Origin of the sequence: Streptomyces sp. NBC_00344 (assembly GCF_036088315.1) — a bacterium.
Classification (GTDB): domain Bacteria; phylum Actinomycetota; class Actinomycetes; order Streptomycetales; family Streptomycetaceae; genus Streptomyces.
On sequence record NZ_CP107996.1, the window covers coordinates 3,000,529 to 3,023,881 of the forward strand.

22 protein-coding genes are annotated in these 23,353 nt (G+C 70.9%); 12 read left to right on the plus strand and 10 right to left on the minus strand.

Annotated features, from left to right (window positions below; genetic code table 11):
* The first annotated feature begins 242 nt into the window (after positions 1-242).
* Entirely contained in the window at positions 243-1,415 is a 1,173-nt protein-coding gene (locus tag OHS16_RS13605) for a DUF2786 domain-containing protein (RefSeq protein ID WP_328537452.1), read from the plus strand.
* A 44-nt stretch (positions 1,416-1,459) separates the two neighbouring features.
* On the opposite strand, the gene OHS16_RS13610 is transcribed toward OHS16_RS13605, so the two are convergent.
* A complete protein-coding gene (locus OHS16_RS13610; protein WP_328537453.1) occupies positions 1,460-1,951 on the minus strand; it encodes a hypothetical protein in 492 nt (163 codons plus the stop codon).
* Between the two features lie 223 nt (positions 1,952-2,174).
* Here OHS16_RS13610 and OHS16_RS13615 point away from each other — a divergent pair, with 223 nt between their 5' ends.
* The gene (locus tag OHS16_RS13615; protein WP_328537454.1) at positions 2,175-2,420 is read left to right on the plus strand and encodes a DUF397 domain-containing protein; all 246 of its coding nucleotides are present in this window, start codon (positions 2,175-2,177) and stop codon (positions 2,418-2,420) included.
* 85 nt (positions 2,421-2,505) lie between these two features.
* Here the strand turns inward: OHS16_RS13615 and OHS16_RS13620 are convergent, their stop codons facing one another.
* Positions 2,506-2,997 (minus strand): ATP-binding protein, encoded by a 492-nt coding sequence (locus tag OHS16_RS13620; protein WP_328537455.1) that lies wholly within the window; start codon positions 2,995-2,997, stop codon positions 2,506-2,508.
* Positions 2,998-3,266: 269 nt separating this feature from the next.
* Here OHS16_RS13620 and OHS16_RS13625 point away from each other — a divergent pair, with 269 nt between their 5' ends.
* The 3 genes from OHS16_RS13625 to OHS16_RS13635 all read left to right on the plus strand — a co-directional run bounded on the left by OHS16_RS13625 (position 3,267) and on the right by OHS16_RS13635 (position 6,303).
* Complete coding sequence (locus OHS16_RS13625; protein ID WP_328537456.1) at positions 3,267-4,160, plus strand: helix-turn-helix domain-containing protein; 894 nt, start codon at positions 3,267-3,269, stop codon at positions 4,158-4,160.
* A gap of 66 nt (positions 4,161-4,226) precedes the next feature.
* Complete coding sequence (locus tag OHS16_RS13630) at positions 4,227-5,684, plus strand: aldehyde dehydrogenase family protein (protein ID WP_328537457.1); 1,458 nt, start codon at positions 4,227-4,229, stop codon at positions 5,682-5,684.
* 85 nt (positions 5,685-5,769) lie between these two features.
* Positions 5,770-6,303 (plus strand): DinB family protein, encoded by a 534-nt coding sequence (locus OHS16_RS13635; protein ID WP_328537458.1) that lies wholly within the window; start codon positions 5,770-5,772, stop codon positions 6,301-6,303.
* A gap of 182 nt (positions 6,304-6,485) precedes the next feature.
* On the opposite strand, the gene OHS16_RS13640 is transcribed toward OHS16_RS13635, so the two are convergent.
* Positions 6,486-7,400, minus strand: a complete 915-nt coding sequence (locus OHS16_RS13640; RefSeq protein WP_328537459.1) for an NADP-dependent oxidoreductase — start codon at positions 7,398-7,400, stop codon at positions 6,486-6,488.
* A gap of 143 nt (positions 7,401-7,543) precedes the next feature.
* Between OHS16_RS13640 and OHS16_RS13645 the strand changes: the two genes are divergently transcribed.
* Together OHS16_RS13645 and OHS16_RS13650 are read left to right on the plus strand one after the other, a co-directional pair.
* On the plus strand, positions 7,544-8,803 hold the full coding sequence (locus tag OHS16_RS13645) for a helix-turn-helix transcriptional regulator (RefSeq protein WP_328537460.1): 1,260 nt from the start codon (positions 7,544-7,546) through the stop codon (positions 8,801-8,803).
* A gap of 60 nt (positions 8,804-8,863) precedes the next feature.
* Positions 8,864-10,537 (plus strand): bifunctional 3'-5' exonuclease/DNA polymerase, encoded by a 1,674-nt coding sequence (locus OHS16_RS13650; protein WP_328537461.1) that lies wholly within the window; start codon positions 8,864-8,866, stop codon positions 10,535-10,537.
* A 102-nt stretch (positions 10,538-10,639) separates the two neighbouring features.
* Here the strand turns inward: OHS16_RS13650 and OHS16_RS13655 are convergent, their stop codons facing one another.
* Together OHS16_RS13655 and OHS16_RS13660 are read right to left on the minus strand one after the other, a co-directional pair.
* On the minus strand, positions 10,640-11,905 hold the full coding sequence (locus OHS16_RS13655; protein ID WP_328537462.1) for a hypothetical protein: 1,266 nt from the start codon (positions 11,903-11,905) through the stop codon (positions 10,640-10,642).
* Between the two features lie 56 nt (positions 11,906-11,961).
* Positions 11,962-12,471: a SigE family RNA polymerase sigma factor gene (locus OHS16_RS13660; RefSeq protein WP_328537463.1), complete on the minus strand. Its 510-nt coding sequence runs from the start codon at positions 12,469-12,471 to the stop codon at positions 11,962-11,964.
* A 143-nt stretch (positions 12,472-12,614) separates the two neighbouring features.
* On the opposite strand from OHS16_RS13660, the gene OHS16_RS13665 reads away from it, so the two are divergent.
* Both OHS16_RS13665 and OHS16_RS13670 read left to right on the plus strand, forming a co-directional pair.
* Complete coding sequence (locus OHS16_RS13665; RefSeq protein WP_328537464.1) at positions 12,615-12,905, plus strand: DUF6479 family protein; 291 nt, start codon at positions 12,615-12,617, stop codon at positions 12,903-12,905.
* A gap of 49 nt (positions 12,906-12,954) precedes the next feature.
* Positions 12,955-13,431, plus strand: a complete 477-nt coding sequence (locus tag OHS16_RS13670; RefSeq protein WP_328537465.1) for a Dps family protein — start codon at positions 12,955-12,957, stop codon at positions 13,429-13,431.
* On the opposite strand, the gene OHS16_RS13675 is transcribed toward OHS16_RS13670, so the two are convergent.
* The 3 genes from OHS16_RS13675 to OHS16_RS13685 form a co-directional block, all read right to left on the minus strand.
* Complete coding sequence (locus OHS16_RS13675; RefSeq protein WP_328537466.1) at positions 13,422-15,146, minus strand: SpoIIE family protein phosphatase; 1,725 nt, start codon at positions 15,144-15,146, stop codon at positions 13,422-13,424. The two genes, OHS16_RS13670 and OHS16_RS13675, sit on opposite strands and share 10 nt — an antisense overlap.
* Before the next feature lie 88 nt (positions 15,147-15,234).
* Positions 15,235-16,254, minus strand: a complete 1,020-nt coding sequence (locus tag OHS16_RS13680; protein ID WP_328537467.1) for a LacI family DNA-binding transcriptional regulator — start codon at positions 16,252-16,254, stop codon at positions 15,235-15,237.
* Complete coding sequence (locus OHS16_RS13685) at positions 16,251-18,683, minus strand: glycoside hydrolase family 2 protein (RefSeq protein ID WP_328537468.1); 2,433 nt, start codon at positions 18,681-18,683, stop codon at positions 16,251-16,253. The genes OHS16_RS13680 and OHS16_RS13685 overlap by 4 nt, the downstream gene beginning before the upstream one ends.
* Positions 18,684-18,921: 238 nt before the next feature.
* Here OHS16_RS13685 and OHS16_RS13690 point away from each other — a divergent pair, with 238 nt between their 5' ends.
* Positions 18,922-19,893 carry an ROK family protein gene (locus OHS16_RS13690; RefSeq protein WP_328537469.1) on the plus strand — a complete coding sequence of 324 codons (972 nt, stop codon included), beginning with the start codon at positions 18,922-18,924 and terminating at the stop codon, positions 19,891-19,893.
* Between the two features lie 119 nt (positions 19,894-20,012).
* Here OHS16_RS13690 and OHS16_RS13695 read toward each other — a convergent pair whose 3' ends face one another.
* Both OHS16_RS13695 and OHS16_RS13700 read right to left on the minus strand, forming a co-directional pair.
* Positions 20,013-20,522, minus strand: a complete 510-nt coding sequence (locus OHS16_RS13695) for an SRPBCC family protein (protein WP_328537470.1) — start codon at positions 20,520-20,522, stop codon at positions 20,013-20,015.
* A 313-nt stretch (positions 20,523-20,835) separates the two neighbouring features.
* Positions 20,836-21,492, minus strand: coding sequence for a class I SAM-dependent methyltransferase (locus OHS16_RS13700; RefSeq protein ID WP_328537471.1), 657 nt, complete (start codon positions 21,490-21,492; stop codon positions 20,836-20,838).
* 364 nt (positions 21,493-21,856) lie between these two features.
* Between OHS16_RS13700 and OHS16_RS13705 the strand changes: the two genes are divergently transcribed.
* Entirely contained in the window at positions 21,857-22,273 is a 417-nt protein-coding gene (locus tag OHS16_RS13705) for a hypothetical protein (RefSeq protein WP_328537472.1), read from the plus strand.
* A gap of 35 nt (positions 22,274-22,308) precedes the next feature.
* Positions 22,309-23,298, plus strand: coding sequence for a beta-ketoacyl-ACP synthase III (locus tag OHS16_RS13710; protein ID WP_328537473.1), 990 nt, complete (start codon positions 22,309-22,311; stop codon positions 23,296-23,298).
* The last annotated feature ends 55 nt before the right edge of the window (positions 23,299-23,353 follow it).

A 23,353-nucleotide genomic window follows, 5' to 3' on the forward strand; every position in this document is an offset into this window, starting at 1 on the left:
CGCCGTCCCACGGTGACGGCGACTTCCCCGGCCCGGTCCATAACGGCGGTGAACGTACCGGCCCGGAACCCGGATCGACCCCGCCGAGGGCGGCGACATCGCGGTGGACGCGCCGGACTGCGGTGAGGCTTACGGCAGTTGTGTCCGCACCCAGCGTTGACCGTCTCCGGCGGCTGCGATCACGACCACCGGCGGGCGTTCCCGGGGCAGGGCCAGACCTACCCTTGCCGTATGGAAGACCTATGGACACGGTGACCGACCGGGCGTTCGCCGCGGCGCTCTACACCGAGGCGGACGACGGCCTGGACACCGGGGCGTCGCTGCTGGCCGCCGACCCCCGGGCCGACGCGGAGCTCACCCGCCGCGGCGAGGACTTCCTGCGCCGGGCCTGGCAGCGAGGCTGGCAGCCGTCCGACGTCGTCAGGGTCGTCCGCCGCGATCTGACCGAACCGCACGTCGAGCTGCTGTCGTCCCTGATCCTCTCCGAGGTACGGGCGTACGACGTGCTGCCGCCGCGCTGGCAAATCCAGCTGGACGAACTGGAAGGGCCGGGCGGATCGGCCGCACGGGACCGCAGGCCGGACCGTTTCGCACAGGCCACCGTCGCTCTCGAGCTGTACCGGCTGCTGCTCCGGCTTCCGTCGATCGAGCCGGTGGGGGCGGCCCCCGGCACGTGCGGCGCGGTACCACCGCCGCACCACGCCGAGCCACGCGCGCTCACCCGGATCCGCGCGCTGCTCGCCAAGGCCGAGGCGACGGGCTACCCGGCGGAGGCCGAGGCACTGAGCGCGAAAGCCCAGGAGCTCATGGCGCGGCACAGCATCGACGAGGCCAGGCCGGCGGCGGACGGCCGGCCGGAGGGCGCCCCGGCGGCCTGCCGGATCGGGGTCGACGCCCCCTATGAGACCGCGAAGGCGGTCCTTCTCGACGCCGTCGCCACCGCCAACCGCTGCCGCGCCGTCTGGAACGGCGCCTTCGCCTTCTCCACGGTTGTCGGCTTCGAACCGGACCTGGAGGTCGTCGAGCTGCTGTACACCTCACTGCTGGTGCAGGGAACCGCGGCGATGACCCGGGCCGAGGCGGCCCAGCGGGCGGGAGGAAGGCGCCGCACGAAAACCTTCCGCCAGTCCTTCCTGATGGCCTACGCGAGCAGGCTCGGCCACCGTCTGGCCGAGGCCACCGGGCAGGTGGCGGCCGAGGAGCCCAGCCTGCTTCCCGTGCTGGCGGCACGGGACGTGGCGGTGGTGTCCGAGGCTGAGCGGATGTTCCCGCGGACGACGGTCAGCCGGGTCCGGGGCGGATCGGTCGCGGACGAGGCCGGGTGGGTGGGAGGCACCGCCGCGGCGGACGAGGCCCGGGTGGAAGGGCGGGACTCCGCCGGGCCGGGTCTCTCCCGCATCCGCCCCGCCCCGTGATCCGGGAGCGAGGCGGCCGGCCAGGACCGTTTCCGGCGCACCCCTCAGGAACCTGACGGATCGCCAGGAATCTTCTTCCCGTCGGTCTTCCTGAAGGTGTCCTTGACACCCGAGTTCCACGACACGGACAGTGTCTTGCCGTCAGCGGATTCGACCGAGCCCGCCGTGCGGTCGGTGTTTCCGTCGGGGCACTTGAGCGACAGCTTCGCAGCGTCGGTGATGGTACCCGAGCACACCGCCCCGCCGAGCAGCACGGCCTTCCGGCCCTGGATCACCATCACCGTGGACTTGCCGGCGGTGGTGGCGACCCAGCTGCCCTCGACGTCCGCCGCCTTGGCGCCACCGGTACCGCCGGCACCTCCGGCGTCCGCACCGGCGCTGCCCCCGCCGGAGGTCGCGGACGGCGTGGGGGCACTGGTACCGCTGTCGCGGGCGGGGGCGGAATCGTTGTCGTCACTGCTGGAACAGCCGCTGATCACCAGGGCGGCCATCAGGCCGGCTGCCGCGAAGGTGGTGGTACGTACGAGCCTGTGCACTGCTTCCCCTTCGTTCGAAAGACGGAACGCGCCAAGCTACCAGGGAGCCGGATCGGGCTTTCGTACGTCTAGATGAGTGAGCACAGGTTCTGGGCGAAGCTGTAGCGGGACGAACACCGCCCGTGCACGTGCATTTGCTCATGCATCTGCATATGAACACAGCTATGATCCAGCACAGTTGACATCTGTACTTCCGCACTTCTGTCCTTCCCGGGAGCTACCTGTGCACCACCCGTACAACGGCATGGCGGCAACAGAACTGCACGGGGTCGTCTGGCAGAAGAGCGAGCAGAGCAACTCCCAGGGATCCTGCGTGGAGTTCGCCAGCCTGCCCGGCGGAGAGGTGGCGGTACGCAATTCACGCCACCCCGAAGGACCCGCTCTCGTCTACACGCGGGCCGAAATAGCAGCGATGCTGCACGGCGCCAAGGCCGGGGAGTTCGACCACTTGGCGGCGGAGCAGAGCTGAGGGCCCCGGGGCGCGAGGCACCCGTCCACCGGGGGTCATCGGGACCACCGGGACTGCGGGGCCACGGAGGATTGCGGGATGGTTCTCAGTCGGCTGCGTGCAGCCGGAACAGCGCCCACACCACCTTGCCGCGCAGCGTCCCCGCCAGCGGGTGCCAGCCCCAGCTGTCGGCGAAGGAATCCACCAGAAACAGGCCACGACCCGACTCCGCCGCGAAATCCCCGGAGTTCCCCGCAACGGGGCTCTCCTGGCTGGGATCGCGCACCGCACACACCAGCCGTGAGGTCCACCGCATCAGATGCAAGCGGACCGGGGCGTCCTCGGTGCGCGGGGCGTCAGCGGGCAGGGCATGCCGCAGCGCGTTGGTGACGAGTTCGGAGACGACGAGAGCGACATCGTCGAAGCGTTCACCCAGACCCCAGCCGGCGAGCGTGGACTTGGTGAAGTGCCGTGCGCCCCGGACGGCTTCGAACCGCGGCGGCAGCGCGCAGGATGCGGAACTGGACACGGCTGCGGGGTCGATGGGAGGAAGGCCCTGCCTTAACGGCTCGAGCATGGTCGATCCATTCGTCCCCATGCGAGGCACTCCCCGGTTTCGCGGCCGTGGCCAGCGTGCGGTGGTACGAGAACGCAGGTGCGCGGGGACCATGGTTCCGAATGCGCAGGGCAGATGCAAGGGCAGATGCACGTGCACGCGCCGGACTTGCGCGGCCCCATGCCGTTTCTTGCCCATTTCTTCCTTCGGCTGATTTTGTAGCTTTGCTCTTTCCGTAATCGAATGAGTACAGGCTGAAGCGTTTTGGTGGCAGACTGCGGCCCATATCGCGACCGGGGAGGGTTGAAAAAGTGTCAGCAGGCGAGTCCTGGGGTTCGTCCCAGACGTTGAGCCCCGGTGGAGGTTCTGTTGTTCGGCGCATTCTGCTGGGGTCCCAGCTGCGGCGCCTGCGTGAATCGCGTGGCATCACCCGCGAGGCGGCCGGCTACTCGATCCGCGCGTCCGAATCCAAGATCAGCCGCATGGAGTTGGGCCGGGTGAGTTTCAAGGCCAGGGACGTCGAGGATCTGCTCACGCTCTACGGAGTGGCCGACGACGCGGAGCGCGAGTCACTGCTCGGGCTCGCACGGGAGGCCAACTTGGCCGGGTGGTGGCACAGTTACGGCGATGTCCTGCCGGGCTGGTTCCAGACATATGTGGGCCTCGAGGGCGCCGCCTCACTCATCCGGGTCTACGAAGTGCAGTTCGTGCACGGCCTGCTGCAGACCGAGGCGTACGCCCACGCCGTCGTCACCCGCGGCAACCCCAAGGCGTCGCCGGCCGAGATCGACCGCCGGGTCGCCCTGCGCCTGGAGCGCCAGAAGGTCCTGGTCTCGGAGAACGCGCCCCAGCTCCACGCGGTGCTCGACGAGGCGGCGCTGCGCAGGCCGTACGGCGACCGCTCCGTGATGCGCGGGCAGCTCCAGCACCTCATCGAGGTATCCGAGCAGCCGAACGTCACGCTTCAGGTGATGCCGTTCGACTTCGGCGGTCATGCCGGGGAGAGCGGAGCCTTCACGCTGCTGCGCTTCCCCGAGTCCGATCTGTCCGACCTTGTCTATCTCGAGCAGCTGACCAGTGCGCTGTATCTGGACAAAGCCGAAGAGGTCGCGCAGTACGAGACCGTGATGAGAGAGCTCCAGGGCGAGAGCCCCGACGGACCGGGAAGCCGGGACGTTCTCCGCGGTCTGCTCCAACTCACCTGATGCGTCAGTACGATGACTTCTCATCAGCGGTCTGTACCCGCAGTAGCAGCAGTAGTAGGGGATGACATGTCCTTCTTCACCGAGCTGGCCCACCAGTACATCGACGGCGAGTGGCGGACCGGCAACGGCTCGTGGGACATCATCGACTTCAACCCCTACAACGGGGAGAAGCTGGCCGCGATCACCGTGGCGACCGTCGAGGAGGTCGATCAGGCCTACCGAGCCGCCGAGCGCGCGCAGCGGTCCTGGGGAGAGACCAATCCGTACACCCGCCGGCTGGTCCTCGAGCGGGCGCTGAGGATCGTCGAGGAGCGCACGGACGCGATCGCCGAGGCCATCACCGAGGAACTCGGCGGCACCCGGGTGAAGGCCGGGCTCGAAGTCCGGCTGGCGATGGAGTTCCTGCGCGAGGCGATACAGCTCGCGCCGCGCCCCGAGGGCCGGATCCTGCCCTCCACGGTGGACGGCAGGGAGAACCGGGTCTACCGGCTGCCGGTCGGTGTCATCGGTGTGATCAGTCCCTTCAACTTCCCCTTCCTGGTGACACTCAAGTCGGTCGCGCCGGCGCTGGCGCTGGGCAACGCGGTCGTGGTCAAGCCGAACCAGCACGCGCCGGTGGTCGGCGGCGGCCTGATCGCCAAGATCTTCGAGGACGCCGGCCTGCCCGCCGGTCTGCTGAATGTCCTGGTCACCGATATCGCGGAGATCGGTGACGCGCTCATCGAGCACCCGGTACCCAAGGTGATCTCCTTCGCAGGCTCCGACCGGGTCGGACGGCATGTCGGCGCCGTCGCGGGCAGCCACTTCAAACGGGCCGTCCTCGAACTCAGCGGCAACAGCGCCCTGGTGGTGCTGGACGACGCGGATCTCGACTACGCGGTGGACGCCGCGGTCTTCAGCCGCTTCGCCTATCAGGGCCAGGTATGCACGGCCGCCAACCGGGTCCTGGTGGACAGCGCGGTGGCCGATGAGTTCACCGAGAAGTTCACCGCCCGGATCGCGGCACTGAGGACCGGCGACCCCGCCGATCCGGAGACGGACATCGGCCCGGTGATCAACAGCTTCCAGGCCGAGGCACTGACCGGGCTGGTGGACCAGGCTCTCGCGGAAGGCGCCACCGCCCTGGTCCGCGGCACCACCCGGGGCAACCTGGTGGAGCCCACGGTCCTGGCCGGGCTGCCGGCCGGCTCTCCGCTGCACCGGCAGGAGATCTTCGGACCCGTGGTGCTGCTGGTCACCTTCGACGGTGAGGACGAAGCCGTACGGCTGGCCAACGACACCCCCTTCGGGCTGAGTGGTGCCGTGCACACCGGGAACGTCGAGCGGGGTGTGCGCTTCGCCAAGCGGATCGTCACCGGGATGATGCATGTGAACGACTCGACGATCCAGGACGAGCCGATGGTCGCGTTCGGCGGCGAGAAGTACTCGGGCCTGGGGCGGCTGAACGGCGACTCCACGGTGGAGGCGTTCACCACCCAGAAGTGGATCTCCGTGCAGCACGGCCGGACGGACTTCCCGTTCTGAGATCTCCCGGCCCGCCTCTCATTGCGGACAGAAGGTGTCCGCAACGGTTCGTAGTGTTCTGCGTACCGAGAGAGAGGCGGACCCCATGGTCTCCCACGTCAACGCAGAGGCACCCGGCGACGAGCGCGGCGCGCTGCTGTCCTTCCTGACGGCCGAGCGCGGAGGCCTCAGGCGCGCGCTGTACGGACTGACCGAAGCCCAGGCCGCCGCGAAGCCAAGCGCCAGCGAGCTGTCGCTCTCGGGGCTGGTGAAACACGTCGCCGAGGTCGAGCAGAGCTGGGTGGCCCGGGCCCAGCAGGTCGCGCCCGACACCGAGCGGGACGAGAGCACCTGGGGAGATAGCTTCCGTCTGGTCGGGGACGAGACCGTCGAGTCGACACTCGCCTACTGGGACAAGGTGGCTGCCAGGACCGAGGAGTTCGTGCTCGGGCTGCCGAGTCTGGACGACACGTTTCCGCTGCCCGATCAGCCGTGGTTCCCGGACGAGGAAGCGGTGTCCATGCGATGGCTGCTTCTGACGCTGATCAGGGAGACGGCCCGGCACGCGGGCCACGCCGACGTCATCCGGGAGTCGCTCGACGGCAGAACGGCGTTCGAGCTGATCAAGATGGGCGCGTAGGCGCCCATCGGGTGTGCCGCGGGCTGTCGCCGCACGGGCGGCGACAGCCCGCTTCTGCGCCGTGCGCCCGCCGGGGCTGCGGGGGACGGCGCCACGGACACCCGCCGGACGTGCCGCGCGGATGTCCGTGACCGGCCGGCCCGCCGCCCGCCGGCCGGTCCGCCGCGGACACCCGGCCGGGATCACACCTTCAGCACCAGCTTCCCCCGGGTGTGCCCCTCCTCACTCACCCGCTGCCCGTCGCTCGCCTCGGCGAGAGCGAACACCCGGGCGACCTCCACCCGCAGCTCCCCGTCCGCGGCGAGCCGGACCTGTTCCGCCAGCCCATCCTGCGGACGGGCCGTACCGCCGCCCGAGAACAGCACACCCAGTTCCGCGGCCTTCGGGTCGGCGATGGTGACGATGCGGTCCTTCGAGCCCCCGCGCAATTCGATCGAGTCGGGCAGGGCGCCCTTGCCCGCCACGTCGAAGACCGCGTCGACGCCCTGCGGTGCGGCCTCCCGCACCCGTTCGGCCAGACCGTCTCCGTAGGTGACCGGGATCGCCCCGAGCACCCGCAGATAGTCGTGGTTGGCCGCGGAAGCGGTGGCGACCACCGTCGCCCCGCGCGATACCGCCAGCTGGATGGCGATCGAGCCGACCGCACCGGCTCCGCCGTGCAGCAGCAGGGTCTCGCCCTCCGCCAGATCCAGCAGATCGAGCACCCGCTGCGAGGTCTCACCGGCCACCGGGAGCGCGACCGCGGTCTCCCAGTCGAGTCCGGCCGGCTTGCGGACCAAGGCATCGGCATCGGCGAGTGCGTACTGCGCGTACGCCCCGGTGGCGCTCCAGCCGACGACCTCGTCACCCACCGCGAGTCCGGTGACACCCTCACCCAGCTGGTCCACGATCCCGGCCACCTCGAGTCCCGGGATCGCGGGAAGCGGAGTGGGCCGGACGGCCTCCATGTAACCGCGGCGGATCTTGTAGTCGAGCGCGTTCACCCCGGCCACTGCCACCTCCACCCTGACCTGCCCCGGGCCCGCGTCCGGTGTCTCCGCGTCGGTGAACGCAAGAACCTCGGGGCCGCCGAACTCCTCGAAAACAATCGCTTTCATGACGCTTCCTCCATTGTCGGCCGAGTGGATCTCCTGCTCCAGAATTGATCGTCGCCGCACTCCGGTCCGCCCGCCTTTCGGACAGTTCCACCTGTCCTTCGGTACAGCCTCCGGGACAGCGTGCCCGCCGTACGCTGAGCGGCATGGAGCTCACCGGATCCGCGGCCCCCGCACTGGCCGCCGCGACCGAGATCGTCCGGGGACCACTGCCCGAGATCCTGCCGCGGCTCTCCGCCGCACTGGCCTCCCTCGCACCGCACAGCGCGGCGGCCGAACTCTCGGGGCAGTGTGCCCACTCCCCCTTCAAGTCGTGCGGGGAGCGGGACGTCACCGGGCGGATCACCCTGGCCGAGCTGGACCGGCTGTCCGGGGAGGTGACGCCGGGGACCGCCCGGCAGGGGCAGGCCAGGATCGGCGGGAAAGCCCGGCCGGTGCTTGCCGTACGCAGCGCGGCGACCCCCAAGGGGGCGCTGCTGGTGCTCGTGAGGACCGACGGGGCGGTGCTCGGCGACGACGCGGTCTCGACCGTGCAGGCGCTCTGGGATCTGCTGACCAGCCACACGGACCGGATGGCCGTGGAGGCCGTGCCGGGCGCGATGGCGCAGTCGCGGGCCACCGCCGCCGAGCGGGCGCGGATCATCGCCGAACTCGGGGACGCGCACGAAGCCGCGCTGACCGGACTGCTCGGGGTGCTCCGCAGCCGCGGTCTCGACGACGCGGCCGCCCGGGCGCGGGCCACCGATTTCGCGGTGACCGCGCTCCTCGAACAGCGGGCCGAGGCCGAGCGGGACCAGGCACTGACCGAGGAACCGGCCGAGGAGGCGTTCACCGCACTGGCCGGTTCGCTGGGACCGATGTTCCGGCACAGCGAGGTCCGGCTCGAACTCGCGCCGCCCGGCAGCAGCCGGCCGTTGCCCGCCAATGCCGCCCATGCGATGCGCGCGGCGGTCAGGGCGGTCGTGCTGTCCGTACTGGAACAGACTCCGCTGCGCCGGATCCACGTCGGCTGGCAGCTGGCGGGCGGTGAACTGCGCGCGACCGTGCGGGACGACGGGCCCGGCGAGCTGACCCGGTGCTCACTTGCCGTGCACCGGGTCAGCGAGCGGCTTGACGCGGTGGGAGGCAGCGTCACGGTCGATGCGGTGCCCGGCTGGGGGACGACGGTCACCGCGACCGTGCCGCTCGGTACACCGGAGATTCCGTCGGCCGATCCGCTGGCCGCGCTCGGCGGCCGGGAGCTCGAGGTACTCGGCCATCTGGCGCTCGGGCAGCGCAACCGTGCCATAGCCGACGAGCTGCACATCAGCGAGTCGACGGTGAAGTTCCACGTCACCAACATCCTCACCAAGCTCGGGGTCGGATCCCGCGGCGAGGCGGCAGCCAGGTTCCGCGCCGTGGCCTGAGCGGCCGCTGCCCGCCGGATCTCCGGCCCGATGTCAGTGCCGGCTGGGAGACTCGATCCCATGATCGAGCGGTGGGCGCTGGCGGCGGTGGAGGGCGGCGGGGCACAGCTGGCGCGGCTCGGTCCCGACGGCCTGCCGGTGGGAGAGGTGCTGCGGGAGCCCGATCTGGCCCAGTCCGTCAGGTCGAGGCCGGAGACCGGGCGGTGGGTGTGGCGCTCGACGGCCGAGATCTATCCGCGGCTGCTGGCCGCCGGGGTGCGCGTCGAGCGGTGTTACGACATCGAGGACGCGGAACTGCTGCTGCTCGGCCATGCCGGACGGTACGGCGAGCCGCGCTCCGCGGCGGCCGCCTGGGCGCGGCTGCACAACGCCCCAGTACCGCCCGATCCCCGGCCGAGGTCCGCCGAGCCGGGCTCCCAGTCCTCGCTCTTCGAGCCGTCGCCCACACAGGTCCCCTTCGAGGCCCTGGTCGAGGTGTACGCGGATCAGCTGCGGCGGCACGACACCGCCGAACACCCGGGCCGGATGCGGCTGCTGACCGCTTCGGAGTCGGCGGGCATGCTGGTGGCCGCCGAGATGAACCGCCACGGGCTGCCCTGGCGGGCCGATGTGCACCGGGCGGTACTCGACGAGTTGCTCGGCGAGAGGTATGCGGGCGGCGGGGAGCCGCGCCGGATGGCGGAACTGGCCGACGAGGTGTCCGCCGCGTTCGGACGGCGGGTCAGACCGGAGCTGGCGGCCGATGTCATCAAGGCCTTCGCCCAGGCCGGAATCCGGGTGAAGTCGACGCGACGCTGGGAGATCGAGGGGATCGGCCATCCGGCGGTGCAGCCGCTGATCCAGTACAAGAAGCTCTACCGCATCTGGACGGCGCACGGCTGGGGGTGGCTCCAGGACTGGGTGCGCGACGGGCGGTTCCGACCGGAGTACCAGCCGGGCGGGACGGTCTCCGGGCGGTGGACGACCAACGGCGGCGGGGCGCTGCAGATCCCGAAGGTGATCCGGCGCGCCGTCGTGGCGGACGAGGGCTGGCGGCTGGTGGTGGCCGACGCCGACCAGATGGAGCCCCGGGTGCTCGCGGCGATCTCCCGCGACCGGGGACTGATGGAGGTGGCGGGCCACGAAGGGGACCTCTACAGCGCGCTCTCCCGGTGGGCCTTCAGCGGTGACCGCGACCACGCCAAGATCGCACTGCTCGGCGCGATCTACGGGCAGACCTCCGGTGACGGCCTGAAGAATCTCGCCGCACTGCGGCGCAGATTCCCCGCGGCTGTGGCGTACGTCGACGACGCGGCCAGGGCGGGTGAGGAGGGGCGGCTCGTCCGCACCTGGCTCGGCCGCACCAGCCCGCGGGCCGCCGGGTCGGACGACGAGGGGGAAGCGGGAATCCCGCAGGAGGGAGGGGACGATCCGGCGCAGGGGCGCGCTTCGTCGGACGCCAGGGCCTGGGGCCGGTTCACCCGGAACTTCGTGGTCCAGGGCAGTGCGGCGGACTGGGCGCTGCTGATGCTTGCCGCGCTGCGGCAGGCCCTGCACACCGCAGGCCTCCGGGCCGAGCTGGTCTTCTTCCAGCACGACGAGGTGATCGTGCACTGTCCGCAGCAGGAGGCGCAGCAGGTGGTGGAGGCGATCCGCGCGGCAGGTGATCTGGCCGGACGGACCGCCTTCGGCGAGACACCGGTGCGGTTTCCGTTCACCACGGCCGTGGTGGAGTGCTACGCCGACGCGAAGTGACCGACGGGCCCGGCGGGCAGGGCCGATGCCAGGTGCCCGCCCCGGTGCGAGGCGCCCGCCCCGGTGCCGGGTGCCCGCCCTGCCCTGGTCCCGGGGCCCGGCCTAGGCGCCCGGTCGGAGCGCGAGCCACTTGTCGCTGCTCGCGACGGCCCGCAGCTGCTTCATGGTGATCACCGGGGTGGAACGGGTGACCGAGCCGCCCTGCAGCGAACCGGTGTTCATCTCGAGGAGGACGACGCGGTATCCGTCGGGGCGGATCGTGTCGGCGGTCCACTGCACGACCCCCGCGCCGCCCTTCTCCGCGGGTCCCTGGGACGTCATGACCTCGGTACCGTCGGCGAGGGTCCCGACATGCTGGGCCCGGCGTGCCAAGTCCTCCGCGACATCGGTCATCAGGGACTGCACGTTGATCTCAAGGAAGGTCCTGCCGCGTTTGTCGTCGAGGGTCATCCAGGCCCACTCGGTCCCCTGCCCTCCCTCGGCGGCCACCCGCACCCCGTCCGGCAGCAGCGAGGTGAGCAGGGCACGGATCTTCTTGCTGCTGACCTCCGCCCGCCGCGCTTCGGCGGTCGGCTGCTCCTTCTGCGGCGCGGGAAGGGCCTTCAGCGCGGGACGCCAGGCCTGCGCCGTCACCAGTTTCCTCAGCTGGGCGGGAGACAGCGGTGGCAGCTTCCTGCTGACCTCGGCGCCCTTCTCCGCCGCCGCGTTCCACTCACTGGCCTCGACCAGATAGCCGCCGGGAGTGAGCAGAGTCGCCGTCCAGTCCTTGGTGTCCTCCCGACGATCGGGATACTCGTAGCCCTGGAGGATCCTCAACTGCGCGCCGCCCCCCACCTTTTCGCTGGTGCACGCGTCGTAGCGGCTGAGCGCCCGGTCCGGGCAGGTGACCCGCTCGTCGCCGGCGGGTGACGATCCGGGCAGCGCGGTCCTGCTCAGGGACAGCGAGATCGCCGACTTGCCCCGGCCGTCGTCATAGACCGCGTATGCCAGCGGTCCGGTCGCGGCGTCGGTGCCGCGCCCCTCCTCTTCACTGAACGTGCCTTTCGGGAGGAGGTTCTTGAGCAGCGCGACCATCTGCTGCCCGGATACCTTGCCCGGTCGCGTGTCCGGCTTCGGCGGGGCCGCAACCGACGCGGTCCGGCCGGTCCGCGTGCCGTCGGCGAAGAGCCCGCTCGCACAGGCACCGGCCGAGCCGATCAGCGCGAGCGCCAGCACGCTGCCGGTCACCGCGGCGCGGCGGCGCACCATCCTGCGACGGCCGCGCCGTATCCCGTCCTCCACCAGCGCGGGCCGGTCACCGGGCGTGAAGGTGTCCGCCGCGCGGTGCAGAGCCGGGCCCAGTCCGTCCTCGAATTCTTCAACAGGCATAACAAACCCACCCCTTCATGGTGGTGCGATCCAGGAGAGTCTCCGGAGTGCGGCGTTCAGCGGGTGGCGAACTCGGTCAGGCTCCCGCCCAGTTGTTCACGCAACCGTGCCAGAGCCCGTACGGAACGGGTCCGCACCGCGGCCGAGCTGAGGTGCAGCGCGTCGGCGGTCTCCTCGATGCTGCGGTCCTCCCAGTACCGCAGCACCACGACCGCCCGGTCCTTGGGCGCGAGCCGGCTCAGCGCGTCGAGCAGCGCGACCCGCAGGGCCAGGTCCTCACCGCCGTACACCGGCCCTTCGGGCACCTCGTCCACGGGGCGCTCGGCCGACGACCGCCGCCTCTGGTGTGTCAGGAACGTGCGGACCAGAACGGTCTGGGCGTAGCCGGCCGGATTGTCTATCCGCGCCACCCGGCCCCACAGCCCGTACATCCGGCCCAGCGTCTCCTGCACCAGATCCTCGGCCAGATGGGTGTCGCCGCTGGTCAGCAGACAGGCCGAACGGAAAAGGTGAGTCGCGCGGCCGACCGCGAACTCGCGGAAATCGTCCGTACGGGACTGCCTCATGCGTTGCTTCGCCCCCCTGTGCGTCCTTACACCTCACTGACGCGCCGGACCGGCTCAAATGTTTCATCGCCGTCCAGCGGAGTGTGCGGGAGCTCGGAGCCGGCTCATGCGTGCCCGCCGGATCCCGGGGTAGCCGGAGAACCATGTACGAACTGAGCATGGGACTCGCCGGCGCAGCGCCGTTCCTCGCCGGTCTCGTTATCGCCGGCGTGCTGATCACAGCTGTCTGGTGGGGCATCCGGATCCGGTCGAGGGAACCGGCCCCGCCCCGCCCCGACGAACAGCCGCGGCGCCCGCCGGAGGCGGGGCCGCCCGGCGAGGTCCTGGACCATCCGGAGTCGAACGAGCTGCCCAGGAGCGACGAGCGACTGACCCCCCATCAGCTCAAGGGCCACGGCAACACAGCCGGCCGGCCGGAACCCCCCGGCCGGTAGCACCGGCCGGCCCGACCGCCAAGAGCACACACGTAAGGAGCACGCACCGATGACCGCCACCGTGAAGAGCACACTGCCCGCCGACTCGCGCGACACCACCGGGGACGCCCTGCAGGGCGCTCTGGTGGATCTGCTCGGCCTCTCACTTCTCGCCAAGCAGGCGCACTGGAACGTGGTGGGCCCGCGATTCCGCTCCGTCCACCTGCAACTCGACGAGGTGGTGACCGCCGCCCGCGACTACGCCGACACGGTGGCCGAGCGCTGCTCCGCCATCGGTGTCCCGCCGGACGGACGCGTCACCGCGCTGGGCAAGACGAGCGAGCTGCCCGAGCCGGCCACCGGCTGGATTTCCGACGACGACGTCGTCGCCCTGATGGTGAATGCGCTGGGCGGCGTGATCACCCGGATGCGGGAGCGGATCGAGGCGACCGACAAGCCCGACCCGGTCTCCCAGGATCTGCTGATCGGGCTCACCGCCGAGTTCGAGAAGCAGCGCTGGATGTTCCAGGCGGAGAATCACTCCTGATCCAGAGGCAACTGGACAAGCAGCGGATCCGCGCCCTGCCGGATCCGGGAGGCGAGGACGGCGATGTCGTCCTCGGCATCCTGTCCGAAGCGTTCCAGCACCTCGTCCAGCAGATCGTTGAGGAGCCCGCTGGCCGGCATCCTGAGGCCGGCCAGCCGCGCCACGGACACATCGATGTCCTCGCCCCGCCGCTCCACCAGGCCGTCCGTGTAGATGAACAGCACGGACCCGGGACCGCACGGCACGATCGCGGACTCGTACCCGCCGACCCCGGTGCCGAGCGGCGGGCCGACCGGCACGTCGATGATCCTGGCTCCGGCACCCGGGTCGATGAAAACCGGCGGCAGATGGCCCGCGCTCGCCACCTGGCACACCCCGTGGATCCGGTCGACGATCGCCAGCAGACAGGTGGCGGCGCGGTCGAAGCCCGACTTCTCCACCATCCGGTCCAGCTGCTCCAGGATGCGGTGCGGGGGCAGCTCGTCGACGGCCAGTATCCGCAGCATCGAACGGTAGTGGCTCATGGCGACGGCCGCCTCGACCCCGTGACCCATCACATCGCCGATCGCCTTGAGGTGACGGGCGTCGGACAGCGGCAGCACGTCGAACCAGTCGCCGCCGACCATCGCACCGGGACCCGAAGCCAGATAGCGGGTGGCGACCTCGACGTGCGGGTGCGGCTCGTACGGCTCGGAGAGCAGTGAGCGCTGCAGTTCCAGCGCGATGCCCCGCTCACGCGTATAGCGGCTGGCATGGTCCAGATCGACGGCGGCCCGGCCGGCCAGCTCCCGTGCCACCACCACGTCGTCCTCGGTGAAGGCGGGCGACTCCCCGGCCCGCACGAGCGTCATGGTGCCCAGCGGCATCCCCCGGGCGGTGAGCGGCACCACACAGGACGAGTGGAAACCGAGGGCGCGGTAGGCGGCGACCCGCTCGCGGTTGGGGGCGGACACGAGGATCTGCTCGTCGCTGTACATGTTGATCAGCACCGGCTGGTTCGTCGCGATGCAGCGGGGAATGGCCCCGCCCTCCTGGTAGTCGACGTACTCCCCCGGCCCGCCGAACCGCTGCACCGCCCTCTTCAGCCGCGGCAGGGCGGCCATCCCCGCCCTGCGCAGCCGGGTCACGCCGGGTGGCGCAGGCCGTACGGACTGGCCGACCTCGGGCGGGAAGATCTCGACGCTCGCGGCATCCGCGAGGTCGGGCACCACGAACTCGGCGAGCTCCCGGCAGGTGGTGTTCATGTCCAGCGTGGTGCCGATACTGGTGGCCGCGGTGTCCAGCAGGGCCAGATGCCGCCTGGCCTGCTCCAGTCGCTCCTGCTGCTGCACGGATGCGGTGACCTCCAGCAGGATGCCCACCAGACCCACCACCCGGCCATGACGTTCCAGCCGGTGGTAGACCCCGTGCCAGTAGCGGGTGCCGCCGGAGCCGGTGGCGGAGGTGCGGCCACTGGCGGTGACCTCCCTCGGCCGGCCGTCCGCGATCACCCTGCGCAACATGTCCTCGTGCGCGTCGACGTCGGGAACGACCTCGGCGATGGTCCGGCCCAGATGATCCGCGGCGGGGATGCCGTTGAGCCGTGCGAGTGCCGGATTGACATAGAGGTAGCGCAGACCTGGGTCGAGCACGCCGACCGCCGCGAGGGTGGAGCCGACCAGCGCGGTGAGAGCTGCCGCGTCGTACGGCAGGGCATCCTCCACTTCGGCGGACAAAACGACCTCCTGGGACGTGTCCTGCTTCCATAGTCGGCCGCCCGGTGCCCCGCCGCATCCGCCGGGGCGACGGGGGCCGTGCCCGCCGTCAGCGCGCGGGCGGTGCCGTCGACCCGCGCGGGGTGAGCACCGGCGTGGCGGCCTGGTGCGACACGGCGCGCGCACCGCCCAGGACGGCGTACAGCGCACGGGCCGCGTCGGAGCCGAAGGCGTGGATGTCATGGCTCATCGCGGACAGCGTGGGGTGGGTCAGCCTGCAGAGCTGAGAGTCGTCCCAGGCCAGCAGCGAGACGTCCGCGGGGACGCGCAGGCCCATCTCGGCCGCGACGGAGAGCCCGGCGACGGCCATCAGGTCGTTGTCGTAGATGACCGCCGTCGGCCGGACCGCCGACGCCAGCAGGGTACGGGTGGCCCGGGCGCCGGCAGCGCCGGAGAAGTCGGTCGCCATCTGACGGCCTTCCGGCAGACCGAGACCGGCGACGGCCGTGGCGAACGCCGTACTGCGGATGACGCTGTGCCCCAGGCGGGCCGAACCGCCGACCCTGGCGATGGTCCGATGGCCCAGCGCGGCCAGATAGCGGACCGCGTCGCCGACGGCGGTGCCGTCGTCGGTCCACAGCGCGGCGAACGGTCCGGCCAGCGACGGATGGGCGACCGCGACGGCCGGCAGCCCGATACGGGCGAGCTCCGGGACGCGCGGGTCGTCCTGCTGGAAGTCGACCAGGACCGACCCGGCGATCTGCCCCGACTTCCACCAGTGCCGCTGGAGCCGTATCTCCTCGTCCGCATCACGGACCAGCCGCAGCAGCAGCGCCCCTCCACGCTCGGTGAGGACGCTCTCCATCCCGGAGATGAACTCCATGTAGAACGGCTCCAGGCCGAGTTGCCGGGACGGACGGCGGATGGCGAGACCCACGGCCCCACTGCCCGTGGTGAGAGAGCGTGCGGAGAGGTGCGGTTCCCAGCCCATCGCCCGCGCCGTCTCGATGATGCGCGCGCGGGTGGTCTCCGAGACTCCCGGCTTGTTGTTGAAGGCCAGAGAGACCGCCGCCTTGGACACTCCGGCCTGCGCCGCGACGTCCTTGATCGTCGGGCGGGGCCGGTTCATGCCGGCTCCACCGCGAACAGAGCAGCTCTCGCCGCTCCGGCGTCCGGGGTGTCCCAGCCGCGCACCCCGATGGTGGCGCTTTCCCCTGGCAGCAGCGTCAGCAGGCCCCGGTCGGCGGTGGCCGCGAGGGCGAGACGGTCGGCCTGGAGCAGCAGATCGCGCACCAGCGTCCGGGCCGTGACCCGCACATCGACCCGGTCCTCGTGGTGCTCCAGCGCCACATCGAAATCCGGTACCGGATAGGCGAACAGAAGGTCGCGCACCGGGAAGTGCACAGCGCGCAGGCCCTTCGCGTCGGCCACCAGGAACTCATCGGCCGATCCGGCGTCCGGGATCAGCCCGGCGGGCACCGGCGCGGCCGCGACCGCACGGGCCCCGGCCGCCGGTTCCAGGACCGCATCGGCGAGCACCTGGCCGTCTGCCCTCATCCGCCGCAGCCTCACCTCGGGTCGCCACGGCGCTGCCGACTGGTTGACCGCGACCGCGGCGAGGCCGCCGTCGCGTATCTGAAGGGTCAGCAGCCGGTCCGCGTAGACCCGCCGGAGCTCGTGGAGGAGCGGCTTGGCGCGTCCGTCGCCGTCGATGGCGGCCCAGGAGGTCACCGGCCAGCAGTCGTTGAGCTGCCAGACGACGGTCCCCGCACAGAGCGGCCATTGCGCGCGCCAGTGCTCGATGCCGGTGGCCACCGCGCGGGCCTGGTTGACCTGGGTCAGGTAGTGCCAGCGGTCGAAGTCCGCGGGGACGGCGAAGTGCCTGGCCAGGCCCCGGTCGAGTTTGCCGTTGCCGCCGGCCGCCTTCTGGTGGTGCAGCATGCCGGGCGAGTCGGCGGCCGGCACCTCATCCGGCAGCGCACGGCGCAGGGTGGCGTAGGCCGGTGGCGCCTGCCAGCCGAACTCCGCCGCGAAGCGCGGGAACTGGTCGAGATAGTCGGTGTAGTCGGTGCGGTTCCAGACCTCCCACGAGTGCGAGGTGCCATGTGCCGGATCGTTGGGATGACGGTCCCAGGAGCCCGACCAGGGACTGCCCGCCCAGTAGGGCCGGGTGGGGTCGGTCTCGGCGACGATGCGCGGCAGCAGGCCGAGGTAGTACCCCTCACCCCAGGAGTTCCCCGCGAGGCCCTCCTCCCACTGCCAGTCGCGAAAGCCCCAGAGATTCTCGTTGTTGCCGTTCCAGAGCACGAGAGAGGGGTGCGGCATGAGCCGGGTGACGTTCTCCCTCGCCTCCGCCTCCACCTCGGAGCGCAGCGGCTGCTCCTCCGGGTAGGCGGCGCAGGCGAAGAGAAAGTCCTGCCAGACCATCAGACCGAGTTCGTCGCAGAGCTCGTAGAAGGTGCCGGACTCGTAGATTCCGCCGCCCCACACCCTGATCAGGTCCACCCCGGCTTCGGCGGCCTGGGTGAGGCGGGCGCGGTAACGCTCGGCGGTGATCCGGGAGGGAAAGACGTCGTCGGGAATCCAGTTGACCCCGCGGGCGAAGATCCGCTCGCCGTTGACCACCAGGGTGAAGCCGGTGCCGTGCTCATCGGTGGAGGTGTCGAGGGTGACGGTACGGAAGCCGATGCGGCGCGACCAGCTGTCGAGGGGGGCACCGCTCCCGTCCCTGAGGATCACCTCGCAGTCGTACAACGGCTGCTCGCCGTATCCGCGCGGCCACCACAGAGCAGGGCCGGCGACCTCCGACGTCACCGTGGCCTGCGGGCCGTCGAAGCGTACGGACGCCATCGGCCGGTCGCCGACGCGGAGATCCGCGGTGAGCTGCTGTCCGGCGCCCGACGCCGTGCGTTCGACCTCGATACGCACCTCGACCCGGCCGGTGCCTGCGTCGACGGTGACCAGTGGGCGTACCCCGGCGAGACGGGCCGTCGACCAGTGCTCGAGCCTGGCAGGCTTCCAGATACCTGCGGTGACCAGGGTCGGGCCCCAGTCCCAGCCGAACGAACAAGCCATCTTGCGGATGTACTGAAAGGGCTCCGGATAGGAGTTGGGGCGCTCCCCCAGCTGCGCGCGGACCGCTTCGGCCTCGGTGTAGGCGGAGGTGAAGAGCACCGAGAGTCCGGTCCCGGCGGTCTCCGCGGTCTCCGGGTCCTCTGCGTCGAGCTTTCCGGTGATGTCGAAGCGGTATCCGCGGTGCATGTTGCGCGTGCGGCCGATCACTTCGCCGCCGATGACGACCGCGGCGGCGGTGTCGAGCCCGTCGAAGACCAGATCGGTGCGCTCATGGTCACTGTCGCGCGGAGCTAGCACGGTGTCGTACCGCCAGTCCCGGCGGCCCACCCACCCCACGTCGTTCTCGTTGCGGGAGAGGAAGGGGTCGGGTATCAGCCCTGCGGTGAGCAGATCGGTATGGACGCAGCCCGGAACCTGCGCGGGCACCCGGGACGAGTCGTGCCGCAGGGCCCAGCCTTCGGTCAGGGGGGTGACGTCCTTCATACGGGCAGCTCCATCCGGATGCTTCACAGCGAGGCGTCATCCTGAACCGGTCCAGTTTTCCCGGTCAGCATGAATGACCTCAACTCCCTTACATGACCTAACTTTTACTAAAAATACTGTGACATTCGCGGTGCGATTAGACAACGTTGTCCAGACACATGCAAAGTGTCCCGTCGAGCGACTCGGCCCATGCTGGCAGACGGGTCCTGCCGGAAGCCGGGCAGAAGGGGGCAGCCACGTGTACGGGGCACTCGACATCGGCGGCACGAAGATCGCCGGTGCGCTGATCGACACGGAGGGCCGGGTCCTGCTGCGGGCCCAGCGGCCGACACCCGCACGGGAGCCGGCCGCCGTGCTGATGGGCGCTGTCACCGCCGTCCTCGACGAGCTGGCGCGCGATCCGCGCTGGGCTTCGCTCAGCTGCCTTGGCATCGGCAGCGCGGGTCCCGTCGATGCTGCGGCCGGCACGGTGAGCCCGGTGAACATCGCGGCCTGGCGTGGCTTTCCGCTGGTGGACGAGGTGCGGTCACACTCGGGCCTGCCCGCGTCGGTCAGCCCGGTGCTGATCGGTGACGCGGTCGCCATGGCCGCGGCCGAGCACTGGCTCGGAGCTGCCCGCGGTGTCGACAACGCGCTCTGCATGGTGGTCTCCACCGGCGTCGGCGGCGGCCTGATCCTCAACGGCGCCCTCCACCAGGGCCCCACCGGCAACGCCGGCCACATCGGTCACATCAGTGTCGCCCTGGACGGAGCACCGTGCCCCTGTGGTGCCCGCGGCTGCGTCGAGGGCCTGTCCAGCGGCGCGGCGATCACCCGGCATGCCCTCGACGCGGGCTGGACGCCGCCTCCTGGCACGGCCGCTTCGGCGGAGTCGGTGGCGGCGGCTGCCCGGACCGGCGACCTTCGCGCCACCGCGGCCTATGACCGTGCGGGGCAAGCGCTGGCGGCCGGAATCGCCGCGACGGCCGCTCTGGTCGAGTTGGACCTGGTGGTGATCGGCGGCGGGGTCGCCCAGGCCGGCGATCTCCTTTTCGGCCCGCTGCGACGCCACTTCGCGCGGTACGCGAAGCTCGACTTCACCCGGCAGGTGCGGATCGTGCCCTCCCTGCTCGCCCTGGACGCCGGGCTGATCGGCGCGGCGGCAGCAGCAGCGGCGAAGACGCACCGGCCGGACGTGGAAGCCCGGGCCGAAGCGCACTCGGGGTCGTAGGCGGCTGGTTCGCCACAGTGAGGGTCACCACGGCGGGCGGTACGGCTACCGGGAGGGGCCGGTCCGCACCCGCCCTCTCAATAACTGGCGGCTCATCCGCTCATCGGCTGGGGCGTGCGTCAGGAACGGGGCGCCGCCTCGAGCTCCCGCTTCAGGTTGGCCAGGGTCCTCTCGATGTTGCGGACCTGGAACGCGGCGAAGGTGCGCCCCCCGGTCGCTATCCGGTCGAAGGTGTTGGCCACGAAGGTGGGCCACGAGCGCCGGTCGTCCGTCCAGGTCTCGGTCACCTTCGTTCCGTTTCCCGCGTCCTCGAAGCGGTATGCCCACGTGGCGATGGGGGCGCTCAGCAGGGGACGGCCGAGCCCGATCGCGTGGACACGGAAGGCGAAGTGGCGCCCGGGCTCGGCGACGGTCACCGTGCAACGGGTCGTCCAGCGGAACGGGCCGCGCTTGTTCCGCCCGTCGAAGACCACCCCCAGCCCGGCCGGCTCGTCCTCGCCCGGCACGGTCGCCCCGAGGTTCTCCGGGCTCCAGCGGCCCATCTGCGCGGGCCTGCTGATCTGCTCGTAGACCGACGACGCTGGGGCCTCGATCAGGATGCTGCGGGCCACGGTGAACGTACGGGTCATGACGGCTCCGTTCCTGGGGCCCATGACCCTACTTGCCAGTAGCAATGTTGTCAGCAGTGGTGGCACCACGAGCTGCCGAGACCGGACGCCGGCGCTCCGGCTCGTCCTGATCCCGCTCGGCACGGCGATCCGGCACCCGGGCCGCCCCACCGCCTGCGGGCCTTCCGCCCCGCGCCCCATCGGGTGCATGCCGGGACGAAGGTGCACGCCGTGGTCCCGGCGGAGGGCCGAGCATTCCGGCGCCGTACGGTTCCGTGTCCCCCACCGGGGGCGCCTCTCCCCACCCCTCTCTGTGGGAGGGCCTTTTTGCTGCTCAGAGGGCACCCGCACACGGGCGCAGCAGTGCGTAGTACGCGAAGGGCGGGCCCATGACCTTGGTGACGTGGAGGCCGGCGGTGGTCGCGTGGTCGATGAGCTGGGCCGGGCGGATCTGATGGCGGTCGAAGAACTCGCCGACGATCAGCCGCCCGCCGGGCTTCAGTACCCTGCGCAGTTCGCCGAGTGTCACCGTGGGATCCGGGATCTCGCCGATCGCGGTCACCAGGTAGGCGGCATCGAAGCAGGCATCGGGAAACGGCAGCTCGTGGGCATCAGCCAAGGTGGGCGCGATATTGGAGATGCCGCTCTCGGAAGCCCTCCCCATCACGTGGTCGAGCATCTGCTGCTGGATGTCCACGATGTCCAGCCGTCCCTCGTCACCGAGTCGAGGCGCTACGTGCAGTGACTGGAGTCCCGTACCCGGCCCGATCTCGAGCACCCGCATGCCGGGCTGCGGGCGCAGCATCCGTTCGAGACGACGCAGCGTGAGGAACGGCAGCGGAAGGTCCAGCAGCCAGCGCTGGGCATACGGGTAGGGGGCGGAGTCGGTGACCCACCAAGCGGTGAGCGCCGCTGTGGCGGACACGCCGGCCGCCACTCGCCACAGGTTCTTCCTGGATGTGCTCGGGGTGACGGGCGCCAGTGCTTTCACGGTCGGCGGTCTCCTTCTCGGGATGCTCGTCGGACGGGCGGCCCGTAGCGGGAGGCGTCGTCGTTCAAGCCCCGGGCCGCACACGTCAGCAGACGTCCTCCGTGGGCGCGCCCCTGCCATTCCCACCCTCTCCGGAGGCACAGGCTGCTGTCCTCAGCGCCGGTACCCAGAAGCGTGGTGGTACTGGATACACCCGAAGCCCCGCCGATGGCTCCTGGCCGTGCTCCTCCGGATGAGCGCCGTGGTGAAGACAGCACCACCGTGAATGCACCTACCTGCGCTGAAGACCCGCGCGCCAGTCCTGGCAAGACTGGGTCCCGTCCGAGATGACGGGATCGGGATCGGGATCGGGAGAGAGGGCACAGTGGAGTACACGCTGTCGACGTCGAGACTTGCCGGGGTCCCGCCCGTTCGGCTTCCGGGCACCCCCTGGTCGGTGCGGATGGCCCGCGCCTCCGGGGGGCGGGCCGCCTTGGAGTTGTACGCCGGGGATGACGTGCTGGACGTTCTGGTGGCCACGTCACTGGACACCCGATTACTGCGGGGCGCCTGCGTCGGTGTGACCGACAGCGGCCGGCAGGTGCTGGCCTGGGGCGTGCTCGAACCAGGCCGGGCGGCGGCGCCGCGGGTGGTCTTCACGCCGAAGGGGTGGTGGGTCAGGAGCCGGGAGACCCAGGCAGCCGTGATCGGCGGCTCCTTCTGGTTGTGCGTCTCGCAAGGGAGGTTCAGCCGCGTCGCGGTCACCCGCTGCGATGGTGGCGTCGAGCGCTGGAGCGTATAGGGGCACGATAGGGGCGGCTCCCACACTCGAGCGGCATGATGAAGCAACGGCCCGGCAGAGGTGCCCGGATCCTAGGCATCGGGGCCTATCGGCCACGACGGATCGTCGGCAACGATGAACTGGAGGCCCGTACAGGCCGCTCCGACGCCTGGATACGGCGCCGTACCGGCATCGTCGAACGCCGCTGGGCCGAGCCCGGCGAGACCGTGATGGACATGGCCGTCGAGGCGGCCCACAAGGCGCTCGCCGATGCGGGCGTCGCCCCCGACCGCGTGGACATGGTGTTGCTCACCAGCATGTCCAACGTCCGACAGAGCCCGGGCGGCGCTCCCGAGATCGCGCACCGGCTCGGCACCGGGTCCGCAGCGCTCGACCTCAACGCCGCATGCGCCGGATTCTGCTACGGGCTCGGCCTCGCCGACGGGCTCGTCCGCAGTGGTACCGCCGACCACGTCCTCCTCATCGGCTCGGACAAGATGAGCGACATCGTCGACCCGTACGACTCGTCCGCCGCGTTCCTCTTCGCCGATGGAGCCGGAGCCATGGTCGTCGGCCCAGGCGACCGCGCCGAGATCGGCCCCGTCGTGTGGGGCTCGGACGGCGGGCAGCGACACCTGATCGCACACTCTGCGACCTGGGTCGACCATCGCGACCAGCCGGAACTGCCATGGCCGACCATGCGGATGGCGGGCACCGAGGTGTTCCGCTGGGCGGTCGGCGAGATCCCTGCCGTCGCCGAGAAGGCGCTGTCCGCGGCCGGGATCACCGCCGCCGAGCTGGACGCGTTCGTGCCTCATCAGGCCAATCTGCGGATCACCGATGCGCTCGCCGCCCGTCTCGCGCTGTCGCCGGATGTGGCCATCGCGCGGGATGTGCAGTACGCGGGCAACACCTCCGCCGCGTCCGTGCCCCTCGCCATCGACCGGCTGCGGGAGATCGGTGCCGTGTCCCGCGGCGGCCGCACACTCCTCGTCGGCTTCGGCGCGGGCCTGTCCTGGGCCGCGCAGGTCGTACGGCTCCCATGAGCCCGCCGTCGACCGCCATGAGCGCCCCGAGCCCACTCCCTCCCACCCCACGCAA